The organism is Zobellia sp. OII3 (genome assembly GCF_002211465.1).
Taxonomy (GTDB): Bacteria; Bacteroidota; Bacteroidia; order Flavobacteriales; family Flavobacteriaceae; genus Zobellia; species Zobellia galactanivorans.
On sequence record NZ_MWRZ01000001.1, the window covers coordinates 1315844 to 1334595 of the forward strand.

11 protein-coding genes are annotated in these 18752 nt (G+C 46.6%); 3 read left to right on the forward strand and 8 right to left on the reverse strand.

Annotated elements, in window-relative coordinates:
- Positions 1-6: 6 nt before the first annotated feature.
- Positions 7-1500 carry a DUF1800 domain-containing protein gene (locus B4Q04_RS05480; RefSeq protein ID WP_088696204.1) on the reverse strand — a complete coding sequence of 498 codons (1494 nt, stop codon included), beginning with the start codon at positions 1498-1500 and terminating at the stop codon, positions 7-9.
- Positions 1501-1695: 195 nt separating this feature from the next.
- Here B4Q04_RS05480 and B4Q04_RS05485 point away from each other — a divergent pair, with 195 nt between their 5' ends.
- On the forward strand, positions 1696-2055 hold the full coding sequence (locus B4Q04_RS05485; protein ID WP_013993459.1) for a YraN family protein: 360 nt from the start codon (positions 1696-1698) through the stop codon (positions 2053-2055).
- Positions 2056-2206: 151 nt separating this feature from the next.
- Positions 2207-2866: an aspartate kinase gene (locus B4Q04_RS05490; protein WP_046287852.1), complete on the forward strand. Its 660-nt coding sequence runs from the start codon at positions 2207-2209 to the stop codon at positions 2864-2866.
- Positions 2867-2871: 5 nt separating this feature from the next.
- Here the strand turns inward: B4Q04_RS05490 and B4Q04_RS05495 are convergent, their stop codons facing one another.
- The 4 genes from B4Q04_RS05495 to mfd all read right to left on the reverse strand — a co-directional run bounded on the left by B4Q04_RS05495 (position 2872) and on the right by mfd (position 11005).
- Positions 2872-4191, reverse strand: coding sequence for a redoxin domain-containing protein (locus B4Q04_RS05495; RefSeq protein ID WP_088696205.1), 1320 nt, complete (start codon positions 4189-4191; stop codon positions 2872-2874).
- 52 nt (positions 4192-4243) lie between these two features.
- Complete coding sequence (locus B4Q04_RS05500; RefSeq protein WP_088696206.1) at positions 4244-6169, reverse strand: CocE/NonD family hydrolase; 1926 nt, start codon at positions 6167-6169, stop codon at positions 4244-4246.
- A gap of 52 nt (positions 6170-6221) precedes the next feature.
- Positions 6222-7514, reverse strand: coding sequence for an acetylxylan esterase (locus B4Q04_RS05505; RefSeq protein WP_013993463.1), 1293 nt, complete (start codon positions 7512-7514; stop codon positions 6222-6224).
- A gap of 86 nt (positions 7515-7600) precedes the next feature.
- Positions 7601-11005, reverse strand: a complete 3405-nt coding sequence (mfd, locus tag B4Q04_RS05510) for a transcription-repair coupling factor (protein WP_088696207.1) — start codon at positions 11003-11005, stop codon at positions 7601-7603.
- A gap of 295 nt (positions 11006-11300) precedes the next feature.
- On the opposite strand from mfd, the gene B4Q04_RS05515 reads away from it, so the two are divergent.
- Complete coding sequence (locus B4Q04_RS05515; protein WP_013993465.1) at positions 11301-12650, forward strand: dihydrolipoyl dehydrogenase family protein; 1350 nt, start codon at positions 11301-11303, stop codon at positions 12648-12650.
- A gap of 16 nt (positions 12651-12666) precedes the next feature.
- Here the strand turns inward: B4Q04_RS05515 and B4Q04_RS05520 are convergent, their stop codons facing one another.
- The 3 genes from B4Q04_RS05520 to B4Q04_RS05530 form a co-directional block, all read right to left on the reverse strand.
- Positions 12667-13467, reverse strand: coding sequence for a hypothetical protein (locus B4Q04_RS05520; RefSeq protein ID WP_088696208.1), 801 nt, complete (start codon positions 13465-13467; stop codon positions 12667-12669).
- Positions 13468-13538: 71 nt separating this feature from the next.
- Positions 13539-14204: a ligase-associated DNA damage response endonuclease PdeM gene (pdeM, locus tag B4Q04_RS05525; RefSeq protein ID WP_088696209.1), complete on the reverse strand. Its 666-nt coding sequence runs from the start codon at positions 14202-14204 to the stop codon at positions 13539-13541.
- A gap of 99 nt (positions 14205-14303) precedes the next feature.
- Positions 14304-18644, reverse strand: a complete 4341-nt coding sequence (locus B4Q04_RS05530) for an endonuclease/exonuclease/phosphatase family protein (protein WP_088696210.1) — start codon at positions 18642-18644, stop codon at positions 14304-14306.
- Positions 18645-18752: the final 108 nt, after the last annotated feature.

The following is an 18752-nucleotide window of genomic DNA, read 5'->3' on the forward strand; positions in this document are numbered from 1 at the left end:
GTAGGTTTACTTTAGTTGAAATTCGGGTTGTCTGGCTAGATATTGCAAGAGTAGATATACTTGTTTCGGTCCTTCCAAAGAAGTTTGTAGCGTCCAGGTCTCAAAGGTTCCTCCTTCGTAATATTCGGGTTGGATGTCACTTCTGAAAATGTCATAAGCTTTTTGGTATTCCGATTCGTTGAGTAGGCCTTTAGGAAGAAAGAAATCTATAATAGGCTTGGCAACGACGTCTGGGTTACTGCTTGTTTGTCCGTCAGTACCGGATAAGGCCAGTCCAAGGACTCTAAACTGTTCGCTGTTGGCTTGGAAAAACTCTTCGATGAGGGCTTCGGAGGTCAACCATCTACCGATCATAAAATTGGTGTTGATCCATGTGCGGTTACGTTGCCAGCCATTTACGTCAAACGGATTGAACATAACCTGGCTTAATAGTCCCGTATAATTGATCACACTGGAAATGAGGGTATCGTCATAACTAAAACTACTTTCCTTTAATAGGTTGAAATAAAGGTCGTAAGGGCTTTTGATGATTACACCGATGGCCTCGTCATCAAAAAAGTGTTGGCTTTTGAACAATTGGGACAGTACGGGTGCAATTTCAAAATCATTGGCTATAAAGGTGTCGGCCATACCCAAAATTATGGTTTGTGCGTTACCCGCATCGTCATTTGAATCGGGGTGGACAAAGAACTCGTACAACTTCTTACAGATAAACCAAGCTAGTTCGTTGGGGCGTTGCTCGAATAGGATGTCGATAACGTCATCATAGCCCCAGTTCCCTGTTTGACCGAATATGGTCTTGCTGCCGGAATCGTGTTTCTCAGGGTCGAAGGTGACATGTTCGCAGCCAAGTTCCCCACGTTCAACATAGCCTGAAATGGCACGGGCGGTTTCAATAATATCCTGTTCGGTATAATTGTTTCCTTCACCAAGGGTGAAAAGCTCATAGAGTTCCCTGGCGTAGTTTTCATTGGGGTTGTTACCGTTGTTATAGGCGCCATCCAAATAATACAACATGGCGTCGGTAAGCCCGATCTCGCTAACGAAGGTTTTGAAATTGCCCAAGGCGTTTCGCTGCAGGCACTCTACGTAGTGATAAAGAAACGGGTTACATCGGTACACTTCGATTTGCGTAACGAAATGATTGCTCCAAAAGAAGCTCAAACGGTCGCGCAGGTTATTGTTCAGCATGTTTTTGGCATAGGCCACGCTAAACTCGTTTTTCTGCGTTCGCTTCATTTCATTGCTGAGGTCGTCGTCTTCAGGGTAGTTGCTGTTGTTCCAGTTGGCCCATTCCGGCTCGGGTATAGTCGGTGCGCCCAAAGCTTGGGATATGAGCGTATCGACAAGGGTGCTGGCATTTGCGCCAACGGCTTGGTCGATGGTTTCGACCGAAGCACTGAACCCTAGTCTTCTGTACAGATGAGCCGCCCTGTTTCTGTCTAAGGGAGTGGTATACGGAGCTAGGGACGCCGTATTACAGTTAATAAAATATTCCATAATAAATGTAGGCTTTAAAGAACCGTTTCATGTGTTTGGGGCAAGTTCTTAACGTACAAAGATTTTGGATAGTATGCCTTTTATGGTATTTTCGACATACGGTGCGTTTATTTACGGCCGAGTTCCAATTTTTGATGTTACACTACTGTTGTTTTCGATGAACTGCACTTTTTATTAAGATTTAAGGAGGATTTTATGGGCAAACACAACGAATTTGGCAAAGAAGGGGAACAGCTCGCCGTCGATTTTTTGGTCGATAAGGGGTATCGTATCCTTCATAGGAATTACCGCTACCTGAAGGCGGAGGTCGATATTATTGCACAAAAGGATGAAATTTTGGCCATTGTTGAAGTACGGGCGAGAAGCAATGATCAAATTATACCTATTGCCGAAACCATCACGCCAGGAAAAATTAAGTTATTGGTCAGTGCCGCAGATCACTACGCTACTGAAAATGACTTAGATGTAGAGGTGCGTTTCGATGTTATTACCATTCTAAAGAACCGGAAAATCTTTAAAATTGAGCATTTGGAAAGCGCATTTTATCACTTTTAAAGCTTTTTTTTCGGAAGGGGTATAGCTCAAAAGTCCCGTATTAAGGGTAAAAGGGACATTTCTAAAATTTTTTGGGAAAGAAGCTTACGACACAATTTGTTTTATTTGTAACAATATGTTATTTTTGCTCATCAATCAATCTTATGAACCCATGAAAACGATTTCTTCCGTAGTCGAACAGTACATTAAAAAGAAACCATTTTTACAAAGTGCCTTAGCCCAAGGGATTATTAACCTGACTTCGCTTTCAAGAATTGTAAAACCCGAAATCGAGAACGAATTAGGTAAGGATATCCGTAATGGAGCCATAGTCATGGCCCTTAAGCGCTTGTCCGATGACCTTGAGTTCAGGGCGACCCATAAAATTATCAAGGTCTTAAAAAATATTGGGGAAATAACGGTGCGTTCCTCACTCACCGATTTCACTTTTTTGGTTTCGGAGTCTATTCTAGAGAACCAGACCTTATTGCTCGAGCACGTAAACAAAAACAAAGATGTCTTCTATACCTCTTCAAGGGGCGTTAATGAGCTTAACATTGTGGTAAGCAATGCCTTGGATCAAACGGTAGAAGATCTTTTTAAGCATGAAAAATGCACACAAAAAGCAGAGAACCTATCATCGATTACCGTTAAGCTTCCTGCTGAGAATGTATCGGTACCAGGTATCTATTACTTTATTTTTCAACGATTGGCGTGGGAAGGTATCGTACTCTACGAAGTCATCTCGACTACCAACGAATTTACTATTTTGGTCGACGATACCCAAGTAGATGTAGCCTTTAAGACCATTAAAGACCTAAAAACCCTTTAGTGGTATTACTTTTTCAGTAATTCTACCACTTCTTTATCGCTCTCGGGTTTGGCCACTATACGCTTTTCCGAATCTAGTAAATAGTAGGTAGGGGTCTGGTGAATATCGTATAATTGTGCGTAATCGCTTTCCCACCTTCCCAATGCAATGGCGTGCTCGAAATCGGGCAGTTTGGCCGATTCTGGAGTCCATGTGGTCTTGTCATCTTCTAGACCTATGGCGATTACTTGGGTCGATTTATAATTTTTCAGTTCCTTGTGAAGGGCGGGAAGTTCCTTTAAACAATGCGAACAAGTGCTGCTCCAAAATACCAAAAGGTAATTTTCGGGCCCATTTATGGTACTGAGTTTTTTGGTGGTCTGGCCTACCTTCCATTCGATTTCAGGGGCAATGGCCCCTATACGTAAACGGTGTTGTACCGTTATTTCACGCGCTTTGTTCGGGTCGTTCGAAGCTGAGGCAAGCGACTTTAAATAGGTGTTGTATATGAAGTCGGTGGTTTCGTTCAATCCACTGCTCGAACTCATTTTCCATAAACGATAAAAGACGTCGAATTTGTAGGCATCCGATATTGGGGCAAGTTTGGCACCGACCTTCTTAATGTTGTCTTGAATGATACTTTCGGTTTCGGCAGATGACCTAGGTTCCATTGGTAACGCCGTGAAAACGTAATTTCTTAACTTATCGGATAAAAAATCGGAAGCTTGTAAAATTGTATTGTCGAGCTTGAGGTGGTCAAAATAATGTTCTTTCTTATGCGTGACGTATTCTTCAACCGATTCAAATTCGGTCGGGATATAAGGTCGGTTCGCTAAAACAAAATTTTCTACCATTAGGTTTTTAGACTGTGCTTCATAGGCTTCTTGGGTCGTCTTTAATTGGTAGGTGCATTCCTGAAATTCCTTTTTGTCAAATTTCTTTTTCATGTAAACATCGACCAATTGGCCCATTAAGGAAGCCATGGTCTGAAAATAGGAAGTCATGATCTTGTTTTCCTTTGAGGAAATGAAGGAGACTCCTTTGTCGGCGTCAAAGGCCAGTTCAATATCTTCTTTACCGTTGTAAATGACATCAAAATAGAACTCGTCTTGTGGAACGGCATAGACCAAACGATACATTCCCGGTTCGGCATTTTCCGGTATTTGCAATGAAAATTTACCGTCTTTGATCGAGGTATTCGTTATAAAGGACTGCGAGCCCGTTTTTAATCGGTACGCCAATATATATTTGTATTCGTTGGCGGGTGTGAAGGTTCCTGAAATAGTATGCTGGGCCTCTACCCAAAAGGCAGTAAGCAAGGCAAATACGACAAGGTATCTTTTCATGGTTCTATGCTCTTAAATGATGGTACAAAAGTACCGGTTTTAGAGCGATCCCCTAGTCTTTTATTGCATTTTCATTCCTGGAACGGAAAGGTTCCGGTGGGCAACAGTCTTGCGTGCCCCCAACTTCTACCGAAGAAGAGCCGAATACTTTTATGGTCGATTTAATAAAGTCGTCTTCATTCGCCTTGTAAATATTATCTACGTATTTCTGCGGATTTCGGTCAATATAAGGAAACCAGGTGCTGTGTATCTGAATCATGATACGGTGTCCTTTTTTGAACGTATGCAGTATGTCCTGTAAACGAAAATGAACATCGCTAGGCTCGCCCGGGACAAAGGGTTCGGGTTTTTCAAAGCTATTTCTGAACCTTCCCCTAAATACTTCGGCACGTACGAGCTGTTGGTATCCGCCCATTACAATGTTTTCGGGGTTATGCTCGTAGTTTTCGTGGTCGTTGGGGTAAACGTCTATAAGTTTTACGATAAAATCGGCATCGGTTCCGGTCATGGCCACTTTTAGCTTCGCCATGATTTCTCCGGCCAAAACCTTATTGTCTTGAAGCACATCGGTCTGAAATGTCAGTACATCGGGGCGCCTTGAAGCCTGCCTTTGATCATCTGACATATACTTTCTAGGTGTAAAGGTCAGTCCTTCCGTTTGGGAAGTATAGGGCACAGGTTTTTGTGGGTCGCTGGTATATTCAAATACTGCTTTTTCGTCTATGGGCTTATTGATGCCCAACTTACCATTTTCACCAAAATAAAGACTTACGGGTTCTATTTCTTTGGGAGGCCAAGTATCAAAGGTTTCCCATTTTTTGGTTCCCGTGTCGAACATGTAAGCTTCGGGTAGTGTATCGGGGCCTTCATCCTTTAAGTGATGGGCAAAGAACTTTCGTTCAATATTCTTAAGAAAGAAGGAAGATATGCTATCTCCAAAATAAATATGGTTGTGAATGGCCTTTCCTTTTTCGCGCGCCCAAGCGCCATGGTCCCAAGGGCCCATTACAATGCTGTTCTTAGCCTTTGGGCTGGTGGCTTCTACGGTCTTGTAGATGTTCAGGGGGCCATAGAGGTCTTCGGCATCGAACCAACCGCCAACGGTCATTACCGCATGGTCAATATCCTTTAAATGGGGAAGGATGTTCCTTTTTTGCCAAAATTCATCGTAGTTGGGGTGTTCCACGACTTGGTTCCAGAAGAAATTGTCATGATGGTAGTTTTTGGTGATGTTCTTCAGGGGCCCCAATTTCAAGTAGAAATCATAGGCATCGGCTGCCGGGTCTTCGTAGAGGCGCATCAACATGTCCATATACCACGGGTCTCTCGTTAGGCTATCCTTTTGGTAGCCAAAGACGGCAAAAGCGGCGGTATAACTTTCTAGGTAGGCTCCTTGATGGTGAAAATCGTCAAAGAAAAAATCGGCAATAGGCGCCTGGGGCGATGATGCTTTGAGGGCGGGGTGGGCATCTATCATGCCGGCAGCGGTGTAATGCCCCGGATATGAAATACCGTACATGCCCACACGGCCATTATTCCCTTTGATGTGTTTTATCATCCAGTCGATGGTATCGTAAGTGTCTGAGCTTTCGTCGATATCCTTTTTGTTCCTGCGGTTGTTTCCGGGAATGTTCGGGCGCATATTATCGAACTCGCCATCCGACATATACCTTCCGCGCACATCCTGAAAAGCTAGGATATAGCCGTCTTCGATCAAGTATTTTGAAGGGTAGTTGCTATAGTTGTAGTTGGAATATTTACTCGCATTGTAACAGGTGCGGTTCAGTAAAATGGGATAGTCCTTTGACTTGTCCTTCGGGGTGTACACGGCCGTAAAGAGCTCTGCGCCATCACGCATGGGTATACGGTATTCCTTTAGGTCATAATGCTGTCTAAAGTATAGCGAATCGGCGTTTTGGGCTTGCAAGGGCAAGCAACCCAAGGCAACAAGGAGGACGAGTACAAACCTGAATTTCATAGTAGTGTTTTTTTTCGATAGGATTAAAGATAACTATTTATGGCGATTGTTACTATTCTCCCAATTTTGAAAAAAGCCATTTATTTTTAAGTTCATGCTGCTCGGGAAACGTCCAATGTTGGGTTTCCTGAAACACATGGAGCTCTTTTTTGGCAGGAATAAGATTGTATGCCGCATAGGTGGAAGCGGGGGGACAGACATTGTCGTTATAGCCCCAGCTATACCAACCTTCCGCTTTTACGAAGCGTGAAAAGTTGGCCACGTCATAGTATTTTGAAACCTCGATCTTTTCAGGTGTATTGGTGAAATCGTCAAGAAATATCTGTGGCCATCCGCCGGCACGGCCCTGCAGAAATCCGGTGAGGTCGCTCAAGGCAGGATAGAAGGCCGCCAAATAATCGATACGGTCATCAAGGGCAGCGGTCACTATAGACAGGGCGCCACCTTGACTTCCTCCGGTAACCGCAATATCCTCGCCGTTAAAGTTCGAAACGCTCTCCAGAAAATCTACCGCCCGAATACACCCGAGGTATACCCTTCGGTAGTACATGTTTTCCTTGTCGTCTAAATTCATGGTGTTATAACCGGCCAAGGCTCCCGATCTTAGGTCGTCATAGATTTGTTGGTCGAGGTTTACGGGTATGCCGTGAATGCCTATGGTAAAGGAGACAAAGCCTTGTGCCGCTTCATCAACATCACCGTAATACGGGCGGATGCCAGCTCCGGGCACGTGTAAAATGGCGGGGTATTTCCCTTCTTTTTTAGGGGTGCAAAGAATGCCGTAGATCTTCCCTTTTATATTGTTCAGTTGCACGTGGTAAACATTGACCTTATCGGTACATCGCTCGGGCATTAGGGTCATAACCGCGTCCATGGGTATGGCGGCAAGTTCTTCTTTCCCCTTGTTCCAAAAGGCTTCAAAGTCTGAAGGCAAGGAGGTTGTAGCTTTTATTTTTTCGGGGGAAAAGCCGGCCGTGGCGTATGAACTGTATTCTTTTCCGTCTACCGTTACCCTAGCCGTGCAACGAAGAAAACCCGGAGTATTGAATTTAGGCGACTTCACTTTTACCGTTCCATTTTTCAAGGTCAGGTTTCCTTGGTCCCATATTTTTACGGAGCGGTAACCCGGGTCGGTTTCGACGGTGTAATTGATGGAGATGTTCTCTAGGGGCACGTTGTTTCTTAAAACTGTAATCGAGAATTCGGCGCGTTCGCCAAGGTCGTAAGTCCAATCGGTACGGTCGGGCGTTACAATTACATTGACAAGTTCTTTTCGGGGTTGGGCACTTAAATTAAAGCACAGAAGTAGCGTAGCCGCTATGCTAAGGTAGATTTTAAGTTTCATAAAAGTGGGTTGTTTGGTCAATTATATGATTAGGGTCTTAAGGTTTTCCACCTTAGCCGAAACTAATATAGCTGAATTAAAACATTTTATGAAACCGATTGTACTGTTTCCGTAAATGGCGCCATGGCCTTTAGTGCTTTGTCGACCGAGGTAATCCGCTCGAACACCAATAACAGGCGAAGGCCGTTTCGGGTCTGTTTTTCCTTGATCTTACAATGCTGTGGATGGCTTTGTACAAATCGTAGGACCTTGGTGAAAATGGAACTTTGATAAAAGTCCGACTCTTGGTCCGAGATAAAGTAACCGATGAGTTTTCCTTTTTTCATGACCACTTTTTCAATACCGATACTGTTCGCTATCCATTTGATACGTACCGAATTGAGTAAATCTTCGGCTTCGGTCGGAAGCTCCCCGAAACGGTCGACCAGTTGGGCTTCGAACTTTTGAAGGTTTTCCTCGTCCTTAATATCGTTCAGGTCGGTGTACAATGTAAGTCGCTCCGTAATGTTGTTGATGTAGTCATCGGGAAAGAGCAGTTGAAAGTCCGAATCGAGCTGTGTTTCCTTTACATATACTTTTTGCTGGTGGCCTTCCACTTCTTCATAAAGGTCCTTGAACTCGTTCTCTTTTAGTTCGTCAATGGCTTCGGCCAATATTTTTTGATAGGTTTCAAAACCGATTTCATTGATAAATCCACTTTGTTCACCACCAAGCAAATCTCCTGCCCCTCTAATTTCAAGGTCTTTCATGGCGATATTAAAACCGCTGCCCAATTCGGTAAACTGGGCCAAGGCCTCAATCCGTTTTCTGGCTTCGGGGGTCATTGATTCATAGGGCGGGGTTATAAAATAGCAAAAGGCCTTTTTGTTACTACGCCCGACCCGGCCGCGCATTTGGTGCAGGTCGCTCAATCCGAAATTATTGGCGTTGTTGATAAAAATAGTGTTCGCATTGGTGACGTCAAGACCACTTTCGATAATCGTGGTTGAAACGAGTACGTCAAATTCACCGTTCATAAAAGAAAGCATGAGGTTTTCCAATTTCTTGCCGTCCATTTGGCCATGGCCGATACCTACTTTGGCATCGGGGACAAGCCGTTGGATCATACCAGCGACTTCTTTTATGTTTTCGATACGGTTATGGATGAAGAAAATCTGCCCGCCGCGTTCTATTTCGTATCTGATGGCATCGCGTATGACTTCCTCGCCAAAACGAATGACCCTACTTTCAATAGGGTAGCGGTTGGGCGGGGCCGTTTTTATGACCGAAAGGTCGCGTGCCGCCATTAAGCTGAACTGCAGGGTTCTGGGTATAGGCGTCGCCGTCAAGGTAAGGACGTCAACATTTTCCTTGATGGATTTCAGTTTGTCTTTTACCGCAACCCCAAATTTTTGTTCTTCATCGACAATGAGCAGTCCCAAGTCTTTGAATTTTACGTTTTTGTTTACCAATTGGTGGGTGCCGATGATAATATCTACCTGCCCCGATTCAAGTTTGGCCAAAGTTTCCTTACGTTCCTTTGCGGTTCTAAAACGGTTCAGGTAATCTACGGTTACCGGCATTTCTTTTAGGCGCTCGCTAAATGTGCGGTGATGCTGAAAGGCAAGGATGGTGGTAGGTACGAGCACGGCAACCTGTTTTCCGTTGTCTACGGCCTTGAAAGCGGCGCGTATGGCCACTTCGGTTTTTCCGAAACCTACGTCGCCACAGATAAGGCGGTCCATGGGGCGTTCGCTTTCCATGTCTTTTTTGAGGTCTTCGGTAGCCTTGCTCTGGTCTGGGGTGTCCTCATAAATAAAGGAAGCTTCAAGTTCGGTTTGCAAGTAGCTGTCGGGGGCGTACTGAAATCCTTTTTCCAAACGTCGTTTGGCATAGATCTTAATAAGGTCGAAAGCAATTTTCTTGACCCTGCTCTTGGTTTTTTGTTTGAGTTTTTTCCAAGCGGCAGATCCCAATTTGTATATTTTGGGAACCGTTCCATCCTTCCCGTTGAATTTTGATATTTTGTGGAGGGAATGAATGCTGACATAGAGAATGTCGCGTTCACCGTACATTAACTTGATGGCTTCTTGTTTTTTGCCTTCTACATCTATTTTTTGAAGTCCTCCAAATTTGCCGATACCATGGTCGATATGGGTTACATAATCGCCGATTTCAAGCTTGTTGAGCTCTTTTAGGGTAATGGCCTGCTTTTTGGCGTATCCGTTCTTGAGATTGAACTTATGGTAGCGCTCAAAAATTTGATGGTCGGTATAACAGACCAGTTTTTGGTCGTCATCAATGAAACCCTGGTAAATGGGGGTTACTATGGTCTGGTAGTGTACATGTTCGTTGACCTCTTCAAAAATAGCCTGAAAGCGCTTGGCCTGTTGATCGCTGGCACAGAAAATATAATTCGTGTAGCCTTGGTCTTTATAGGTGTTGAGGTTTTCGATCAGTAGGTCGAACTTTTTATTGAACGAAGGCTGGGGTTTGGTGTTGAACTGCACCGTAACGGCCCCATGGATCAGCTCGGAAGTCGTAGAGGCCTCCGAGGTCATGAGGGCGAAGGCACCCAGTTGTTTCCTAAAACTATCCGAATTCATAAAAAGCGCCTCGGGTTCTAAATGCTTGATGTCTTGCGATAACTTTGAAAAGGCTTCGATGGCCTTTCCGAAGAAATCATCCAAACGGTCAAAAATATAATCGGTGTTTTTGGCGAAAACAATGGTGTCGGAAGCGACGTATTCTAAAAAGTTCTGTCGTTTCTCCTCCAAAAATTTATTGGCAACGTTGGGAATGACGTTTATCTTGTTCACTTTGTTCGTAGACAGCTGGGTGTCGACATCGAAGGTACGGATGCTGTCTACTTCGTCGCCAAAGAACTCTATTCGATAGGGTTCGTCGTTAGAAAACGAGAAGACATCGACGATACCACCGCGAACCGAGAATTCACCGGGTTCGGTAACGAAGTCCACTCTTTTGAACTTGTATTCGAAAAGCACCTCGTTGAGAAAATCGAGCGAAATAGTGTCGTTTAACTTGATCTTAAGCGTATTCTTTTCCAGTTCACGTCGGGTGACCACTTTTTCAAAAAGCGCATCGGGGTAGGTGACGATTATAGCCGGTTTTTTACGGGAATTGATACGGTTCAGTACCTCGGCACGCAGCAAAACATTGGCGTTGTCGGTCTCCTCAATTTGGTAGGGCCTGCGATAACTGCCAGGGTAGAACAGTACATCTTTTTCGCCTATGATCTGTTCGAGGTCGTTCAGGTAATAGGCGGCTTCTTCCTTATCGTTAAAAACTAGAAGGAAGGGCCTTTTTGAATCTTGAAATACGCTGGCAAAGGCAAATGATAAGGCAGAGCCCGAAAGCCCTTTTAATACAATGGCCTGTACGGTATTTTGGTTTTTTTCTGTGTTTGCCGGAAAATTTTGGGCAATAGTGTCCCGCAGTTTTCGCGTTTGCGGAGACTGGGAAAACAGTTGTTGAATTGAAGACTGCGTCAACCGTTAATTTTTTAATGAACCCGAGCTCTTGTCCTTTGATGCAATTGCCCGAGATGATACTGCCAAAAAGCCCAAATTAAATTGGGGCTTTGATATATGAGAATGCAAAGGTAGCGAACTCATCTTATGTTTTTGTGTCCGATGAATCGGTTTTTTGGACATTATCACATTAAAAAATGCAGAAATCAGGTATACGGTTCATAATCGTGTGGGTTGGGTTAATTGGTTTTACGCAAAAGCGGCAACTTGTAGATGCTAAATGTGCGTTTAGGACATTTTTTTAAAGGATGGGAATATGAAGGTAAAAAAGTATGATGTTTTTGTAATCGGAAGTGGGGCGGCGGGACGAACCGTTGCCAAAGCTTGTGTGAAAGGTGGACTCACGGTGGGAATGGCCGATAAACGCGAGTATGGGGGTACCTGTGCCAATAGGGGGTGCGATCCGAAAAAAGTGCTTCTTGGAGCGACCGAAGTAATAGAGTTGAGTGCCAATCTTATGGGGAAGGGGATCAAAGCGGTTCCAGGGATCAGTTGGAAAAAATTGATGCAATACAAAGGTCAATTTACCCTTGCTGTTCCAAGAACCACCGAAGAAGATTTAAAAACGCTCGGTATTAGCTTATACCATCAATCCCCTAAATTTTTAGATGAGCAGACCCTCTCTGTGGAAGGAAAGACCGTAAGGGCCGATAAAATTATAATCGCTACGGGATACGAACCCCGAAACCTGCATTTCAAGGGGAGCAAACATTTGAAAAGCAGTGACGATTTTTTAAGCCAAAAGAAGCTCCCGAAAAAAATCACGTTTATTGGTGCTGGTTATGTCGGAATGGAATTTGCCCATATCGCGGCAAGGGCAGGGGCCAAAGTGACGGTAATAGATTCGGGGAAAAGGCCGCTTAAAGCTTTCGATGCCGATTTGGTAGAAGGGTTAAGGTCGTATTCAAAGGAACTCGGCATCGATTTTGTATTTAATGCCAAAATCACCAAGGTCGAAAAGGCTAGAAAGAAGGTAAAGGTTTTTTATAGGAAAAAGGGAAAGCTGGAGTCGCTAGCAAGCAATGTAGTATTCAATACTGCGGGGCGTGTGCCCGCAATCTCGACATTGCAACTTGAAAAAGGAAAAGTGGCCTTCAATGAAAACGGAATTGAGACAAATGACTATCTGCAAAGCATTAGTAATACGGGTGTCTATGCCTGTGGCGATGTTTCCGATAAGGGATTGCCGCTCACCCCGCTTTCAGGGATAGAGGGCAAGGTGGTAGCTATAAATGTTTTAGAAGGAAACAAGGAAAAAATGCAAGTGCCGGTTACCCCATCAGTGGTATACACCTTGCCGAACCTAGCTTCGGTAGGGTACTCGGAGGAGGAAGCTACAAGCCGGTACAAGAATGTGGAAGTCAAATTTGAATCGGTCCCTTCTTGGTTCAATGCCCGAAGGGTGAATGCCCCGGTGTATGCCTATAAGATCATCTTGAACCAGCGTACCCGGAAAATTGTGGGAGCCCACCTATTAGGGCCCAATGCCGGTGAGACCATAAATTTATTTGCCATGGCTATAGGCCAAGGTATGACTGCCGAGCAAATTAAACAGACGGTTTTTACCTACCCATCGTGGTCGAACGATATTAAATCCATGGTGTAGTAGCAATCTCGTTTGCTCAAGGGTTCCGTAACCGCTCCTTTAATTTTTGGGCGGGACTTGTTTTTCGATTTTGAATAGCATGTACCATTGAAGAAGCGAATAGGAGAATGGCGGCAACCAGGGCGGAATAGGCAATTAGTTCATAACTGTCTTTGTGCCGAACGAAAATGGCGATAAAGGCCCACACGGCAACCAGGGCGAATTCGCGCATGTTCCGTTTCCAGGTTATGGCGAGATTTATGGCCGTGGCAATTCCAATAAGAATGATGGTCCATGTTACCTCGGAAAGCGGAGCGCCTTCCCATCCTAATTTGGTGAGGTAGGCCGAAATGTTGGCAATGGTCGCCACGGCAATCCATCCGCTGTACAGGCAAATGGGCCACCAGACAAAGGCAATGACTTCAACGGGAGCATCCCATCGTTCCATGTTCGTGTTTAAAATGATTTTGATGAGCGAAAAAAGAATACCGAGCATAATTAAAACGGAAAGTCCGGTATAATCGAATACAAAGGCCAATACCCATGCGGCATTAAGCATGTTGGTGATATAGAACCAATATTCGGTCTGTGTGATAAAGAGACTTTCTTTTTTGCTAAAAAAGGCCCTTCGCACCTGAAAAATGGCATAGCCCAAAAGACTTAAAAAGATGAGGCCCCAAATGGCAAAAGCGTAGGGGGCAGGAGTGAAGAGGTTGTCGTATCTGCTACTAATTTCGCCAATGGTAGTGTTGTTTAGCCTGTACATTTGTGAAATGTAGTTGACGCCGATTACGAACAGTACCGAAAACAGGTTGAGTATGGCCAGTTTCTTTTTCATGGAGAGGGTTTTTGCTAAGGTAGGGGAAGTAAAAAAGGGCTGTTGACCCGAACTGAAAAAAAATGGACTGATTAAGGGCGTTTTCGTCGTCGTGATGATTTAAACTGTACTTGAAAGATTTCTTCTTCGGTCAGGGCGTAAATTTCGTGGTCTGCCTGAGGTTCGAGTACGTGGGTGCCGGTAAAGGTCCCGAAAGCGGGTAAGATCATCTGGTGGGCAGATTTAAAAAAACAGGCTAAGCGTATTGATTGTCGCCCCATGCCTTGTAGGCGAACCGCAGGATGTATGTGTCCGCAAAAATTGAAGCAAGCCTCCCGCTCTTCAGGGTGGTGGGTCAGTAAAAAACCGTCTAAGCATATTTCTGAAACGACCTGTATTCCCAGTGCTTCATATTTCAGGGGGGAAATGATATCGTGGTTGCCGGCTACTAAAATGACTTCGGATGAGATAGTGGCAATCCAGTTTTCGAACAACTTCCATTCCTTGTTCAAGGCAGAATGAAAGAGGTCGCCCATAAAGACGATCACCTGGGGTTGAAACAAGTCGATGGCCTTGTCCATTTTTTTAAAATTGGTTTGCACTGCCGCTTGGGGTACGGCCGCCCCAAATTTCCTGAAATGCGAAATCTTCCCGAGATGCACGTCGCTAATGAGCAGCATTGATTTTTCCTTCCAGAAAAGAACTCCGGACGGATGCATGGTGAAATGGTGGTCTTGTATAACGAGGGGATGGGCCATTGGGACAAAAGTACAAAATCATGAAACGAGTCCTAAGAAGACAAGGAAAACAAAAAGGCCGGCAATTCGCCGGCCTTTTCTTCCTGTAAAACGGGACTTTTATTCCTTGATCAGTTTAAAGCTTTCGACGAGGTCCCTGCCGTCGTAAATGCTTAATACATAAACCCCTTTTCTCAGGTAAAACGGGTATAGCTTCTTTTCGCTGGTGTTTTTTGGGATCAAGGTGCTGTAGACCCATCTTCCGTAGGTGTTGTAGAGTACGGCCAGGTAATGGTCGGGCGTCGGCTCGGAAAAGGCGATGGTGGTACTGTGCCTGAATGGGTTGGGACTTACCTTTATTTCCAAGTCTACCGGGGGCAGGTCTTCACAGCTTCCCAAACTGGCCCCTTTTCTTAAAAAGGACGATACGGCATATTTTGAAATGCACAAGGTCCGCCCCTTGTAACAGACCTGAACCTTGGGGTTTCTCGGGTTGTTGCCACAGCTTACGTCGTCGACGGCCACTTCGATGGCCTTGCTTGCCGAACAGCCATTTTCGTCGGTTACCGTAACGGTATACGTGGTCGTTTCCTCGGGGCATACCGCTATTTGCTCCGTGGTTTCACCGGTACTCCATTCATAGGTGTAGCTGCCTTCGCCGCCCATAACCTCCAAAACGCCAAGGGTAGTACAGTTTTCGTTGCCGTAACCGATGGTGACCGTTGTATCCTCGGAAACGATCAACTCCAAGGCACTTGGTTCATAAACGGTAATGGCGGCCTCAAAACTGTTTTGCAGGGCATCGCTAACCTGGACGGAATATTCGCCGGGTTCGAGTCCTTCGACGGTCGGGGTGCTTGCCCCGTTGCTCCACACATAGGTGTAGGGGGCAAGGCCCCCGGATACATAGACCGTGGCCCTACCATTGTTTTCCCCGTAGCAGCTTACGTCGGTTTTGGCAATGCTGTCCAAAACAAAGGGTTTTACCAGCATTCGTACCGATACGGGAAAGTGATCCGAAGCCGTCTGGGTGTAATCGCTGTCGTAGAACTCGTAGTGCACCTGGGCCGATTGGTCGATATAGTTTCCGGCCAATTCGTCGGTGACCAAAATATGGTCGATCATGTTTTCCCGAAAGGCATACGACCGGAAGCCTTGTTCGCTAAGGACGTCGGTGAGTATGTCGAAATTTGCCGTATCGGCAACATAGGCCTCATAGGTAGAGGCGGTAGAGGCCACATCGTCGGCCACCGTTTCGTCCACATCATCGTTGTAATCGCCGAGCACTACCAAATTGCTGTCGGCGTAGTATTGGTTGAGGCTGTCCCTGAGGACCTCTACATCGTATTTGCGCATATCGTAGCGCTCCTGTGCACCACTACTGCCGTTGGCCCGGGCATGCAGGGCCACAAAATCGTAGGCCACTTCGGTACTGTCAATGGTGACCGTGGTCGATATTAAAAAGGGCAGCCTTCCGCTGGCGTAGAAACGGTCGGCATCGCTGGGGTAATCCGTCAAGAAGGAAGTATCGCCGCCGTTGTAATAGGGATGGATGCTTTCCAAAAGGACCTTGGTATCGGTAACGCTCACCACGTCGGTTTTGTAAATGAACCCGACTTTTTGGCTTACCCCCGGATCATTGGGATAGGAGGTTGCGGGCGATAGGATGTAGTCGTAGCCCTCCAGTTCGCTCACCATCGTGGCAAACAATGCGTCGTCGGATATTTCCTGAACGGCCATGATATCGGGGGCGATGCTTTGGATGACCGCCTTTACACTGTCTTTTTGTATCGCATCGGAATCGGGGCTTCCGGCAGCGGGCGAGTTGCCCTCGTCTCCGAACCACTCGATATTCCACGTAGCGATTTCCAAAGTCTGGTCCGCATCGACTTCAATCGGCAAGGTGGGTGCCTCATAGGGTTGTGCGCAGGCAAGGTCCGACCTGTTTCTGGGCAATAATTGATAGAATTCGTAAAAGCGGCCGACTACCCCGATGACTTCGTCGCACGATTCGGGTTGGGCCAAACCGACAAGCGCCTCTACGTCGTTATCTATACGCAGTTCCCCGGAACCACTGGCATCCGAAACGAGGTAATTCGAATCTCCGAAGAGCAGATTGCCGGGACTGGGAAAGGATAGGTTCGCAACCTTCACCAACTGACCGGGGTATTGCGAAAGCTGATCGAGGGTAATTTCCAAAGGTTCGATAGGGTTGTTGGGAGTTCCGTTGTTGATGACTTCGGTAATGGGACTGATCTGCAGCTGTTCGTTATAGGAACTTCGCACCCCTACAAGGGTAATGGAATCGCCGACTTGAAAAACGCTCTTGCCATGAACCTTTTCGTCGAAAACGGCAATGGCCCCAGTTTCGTCCTGTATGTAGGCCGAGCCGGAAAACTCGTCGGCTACGGTCAATATCCCCGAGATGGAGACCAGGGTGCCGTCGGCGGCAGCGCGGGCATCGCTGATGGAAATGGCATCCGGATTTTCGGTGCTTCCGTCCCCACCGCCAAAAGTACCGATGGGGAAGGGCAAGGATGCCGTGCCGTTGGTGGCGCTTCCGTCCAAAACATCGGTGCCGCTATAGGTCCAGTCGTCGAGAACAAAGGCTCCGTTGTTCAATGTGCCGTCCTTTCTATAGGCCCACCCGTCGAGATAGTCCCAGGTTTGCCCCGAGCCATTTACGTTGATGTCGCCAAAGGTATCGATCACCCCGTCTTTGTAAAAGAGTTCCACGGCGTCGTCGCCGTTTACGGAAACGGAGTTTGACGTGTAATCGGGGGCAAAGCCAAAATACGCGGTAAAACCCTCGATGTCGGTCGCTAGGTAGATGTAGGTGTTCGCCGGAACGGCAACCGCGGGAAAGGTAAATTCCTCCCCGTCGCTACCCCCGCCGTTGTTGGCCGAACCAAAGCCGTACAGGCTAAGGTCGGCAATGGCATTGCGGGCATATAGTTCGACCGCCTTGGGTACGCCGCCGGATAGGGGGCCGTCGACAATACCGGTGATCATCAAATCGGGACCGTAGGATTGTAAGGGAAAGGGGGTAGCGGCCGTGGCATTGGTCAGTTCACCGTCCAGGGCATTGATCCCGCTAAAAATCCAATTGTCACTATCGAAGCTTCCGTTGTTGGCGGGAACTTCGTCCTTTCTATAGGCCCATCCGTCCAAATGGTCCCAGGCTTCGCCTGATCCATCCGTGTCAATGGCCCCGAATACATCGATTACGGATCCGTTCAAGAACAATTCTACGGCATCGTCGCCATTTATGCCCATGGCGCCGGTGGTATAATCGGGGGCAAAGCCGAAAAAGTCGGTAAAGCCCTCGGTTTCCGACGTTACATAAATAAACTGACCTGCCTGTAGGGCATCGGCGGGAAAGGTAAATTCCTGTCCGTCGCTGCCCCCGCCGTTATTGGCCGAACCTATACCGTATACGCTCAGGTCGGGAATGTCGGTGGTGGCATAGAGCTCGACGGCCTTTGGTGTGCCGCCGGAGAGCGGCCCGTCTATGGCCCCGGTGATCACCAACCCCGCTTCGACCGGTGTGTCCGATTCGGTACGGGCACTTATTGCCACTCCCAGGGAGTATTCGGTGGCCGGGGTCACCGACCAAAGTTTGTAGAAATATTCGGTGTTGGGACTTAGGCCACTGTGTTGAAAAAGGGTTGGGTTTCCCGTGGTCAATACGGTACTGCCGTCCGATAGGGTCTCACCCGTAGTGTACGTTTGTCCGTCTACCAAGGAGGCGGTAATGGGAGCGGTAGAGACCGCCAAGACAACGGCGTCGTTATCGGCGTTCAAGACCCATGTCAAATCGATGGCCGTGGTGCCTTGAACCGTGGTGGCAAAGCTGGTAGGGTTGGCGATAAGCGTTGTTCCGCCGCCGCCAAAAGTGCCGATAGGGAAGGGCGAGGCCGCCGTCGCGTTCGAGGTGGCAGTATCGAGGGCGTCCGGGCCACTGAATACCCAGTTGTCCAATATAAAGGTGGCGCCATCCGGTCCGGTACCGTTCTTTCGGTAGGCCCATCCATCGAGGTATTCCCAGGGTTGTCCGTTTCCATCGACATCGATATCGCCGAAAGTGTCGATTACGGTGCCCTGGTAGAAGAGTTCGATGGCATCGTCCCCGTTTACATTGGCCGCGGAATCTTCGTAGTCGGGTGCAAATCCGAAGAAATTATTGAATTCGACCGCTTCGGAGGCAAGGTAGATGTACGAGCCCGAAGTGGCCGTGGTGGCCGGAAAGGTAAACTCTTCTCCGTCGCTACCTCCACCATTGTTTGCCGAACCGATGCCATAGGCACTTAAATCGGCAATGTCGTTCGCTACGTAAAACTCAATGGCCTTGGGAAGGCCACCGGGCAATGGTCCGTCTATGACCCCGGTGATTTTTAGGTCCTGTGCAAAGACACCCAGGGTCAAGGTTAAAAAAAGCACTAGCAAGTAATTTTTTTTCATAGCGTTGTTTTTTAAAAAGGGTTTAACCTTACAAAGGTTGTAAAATACCGTTTGTTAAGAGTGTGCTCAAATTTAAGATTAGGTTAACAAGTTAAAAAATATCCAATC

Bases quoted from the DNA above. Each gene is read 5' to 3' on its own strand.
- B4Q04_RS05480 (WP_088696204.1), bottom strand. From the start codon at position 1,500: ATGGAATATTTTATTAACTGTAATACGGCGTCCCTAGCTCCGTATACC.
- B4Q04_RS05485 (WP_013993459.1), top strand. From the start codon at position 1,696: ATGGGCAAACACAACGAATTTGGCAAAGAAGGGGAACAGCTCGCCGTC.
- B4Q04_RS05490 (WP_046287852.1), top strand. From the start codon at position 2,207: ATGAAAACGATTTCTTCCGTAGTCGAACAGTACATTAAAAAGAAACCA.
- B4Q04_RS05495 (WP_088696205.1), bottom strand. From the start codon at position 4,191: ATGAAAAGATACCTTGTCGTATTTGCCTTGCTTACTGCCTTTTGGGTA.
- B4Q04_RS05500 (WP_088696206.1), bottom strand. From the start codon at position 6,169: ATGAAATTCAGGTTTGTACTCGTCCTCCTTGTTGCCTTGGGTTGCTTG.
- B4Q04_RS05505 (WP_013993463.1), bottom strand. From the start codon at position 7,514: ATGAAACTTAAAATCTACCTTAGCATAGCGGCTACGCTACTTCTGTGC.
- B4Q04_RS05515 (WP_013993465.1), top strand. From the start codon at position 11,301: ATGAAGGTAAAAAAGTATGATGTTTTTGTAATCGGAAGTGGGGCGGCG.
- B4Q04_RS05520 (WP_088696208.1), bottom strand. From the start codon at position 13,467: ATGAAAAAGAAACTGGCCATACTCAACCTGTTTTCGGTACTGTTCGTA.
- pdeM (WP_088696209.1), bottom strand. From the start codon at position 14,204: ATGGCCCATCCCCTCGTTATACAAGACCACCATTTCACCATGCATCCG.
- B4Q04_RS05530 (WP_088696210.1), bottom strand. From the start codon at position 18,644: ATGAAAAAAAATTACTTGCTAGTGCTTTTTTTAACCTTGACCCTGGGT.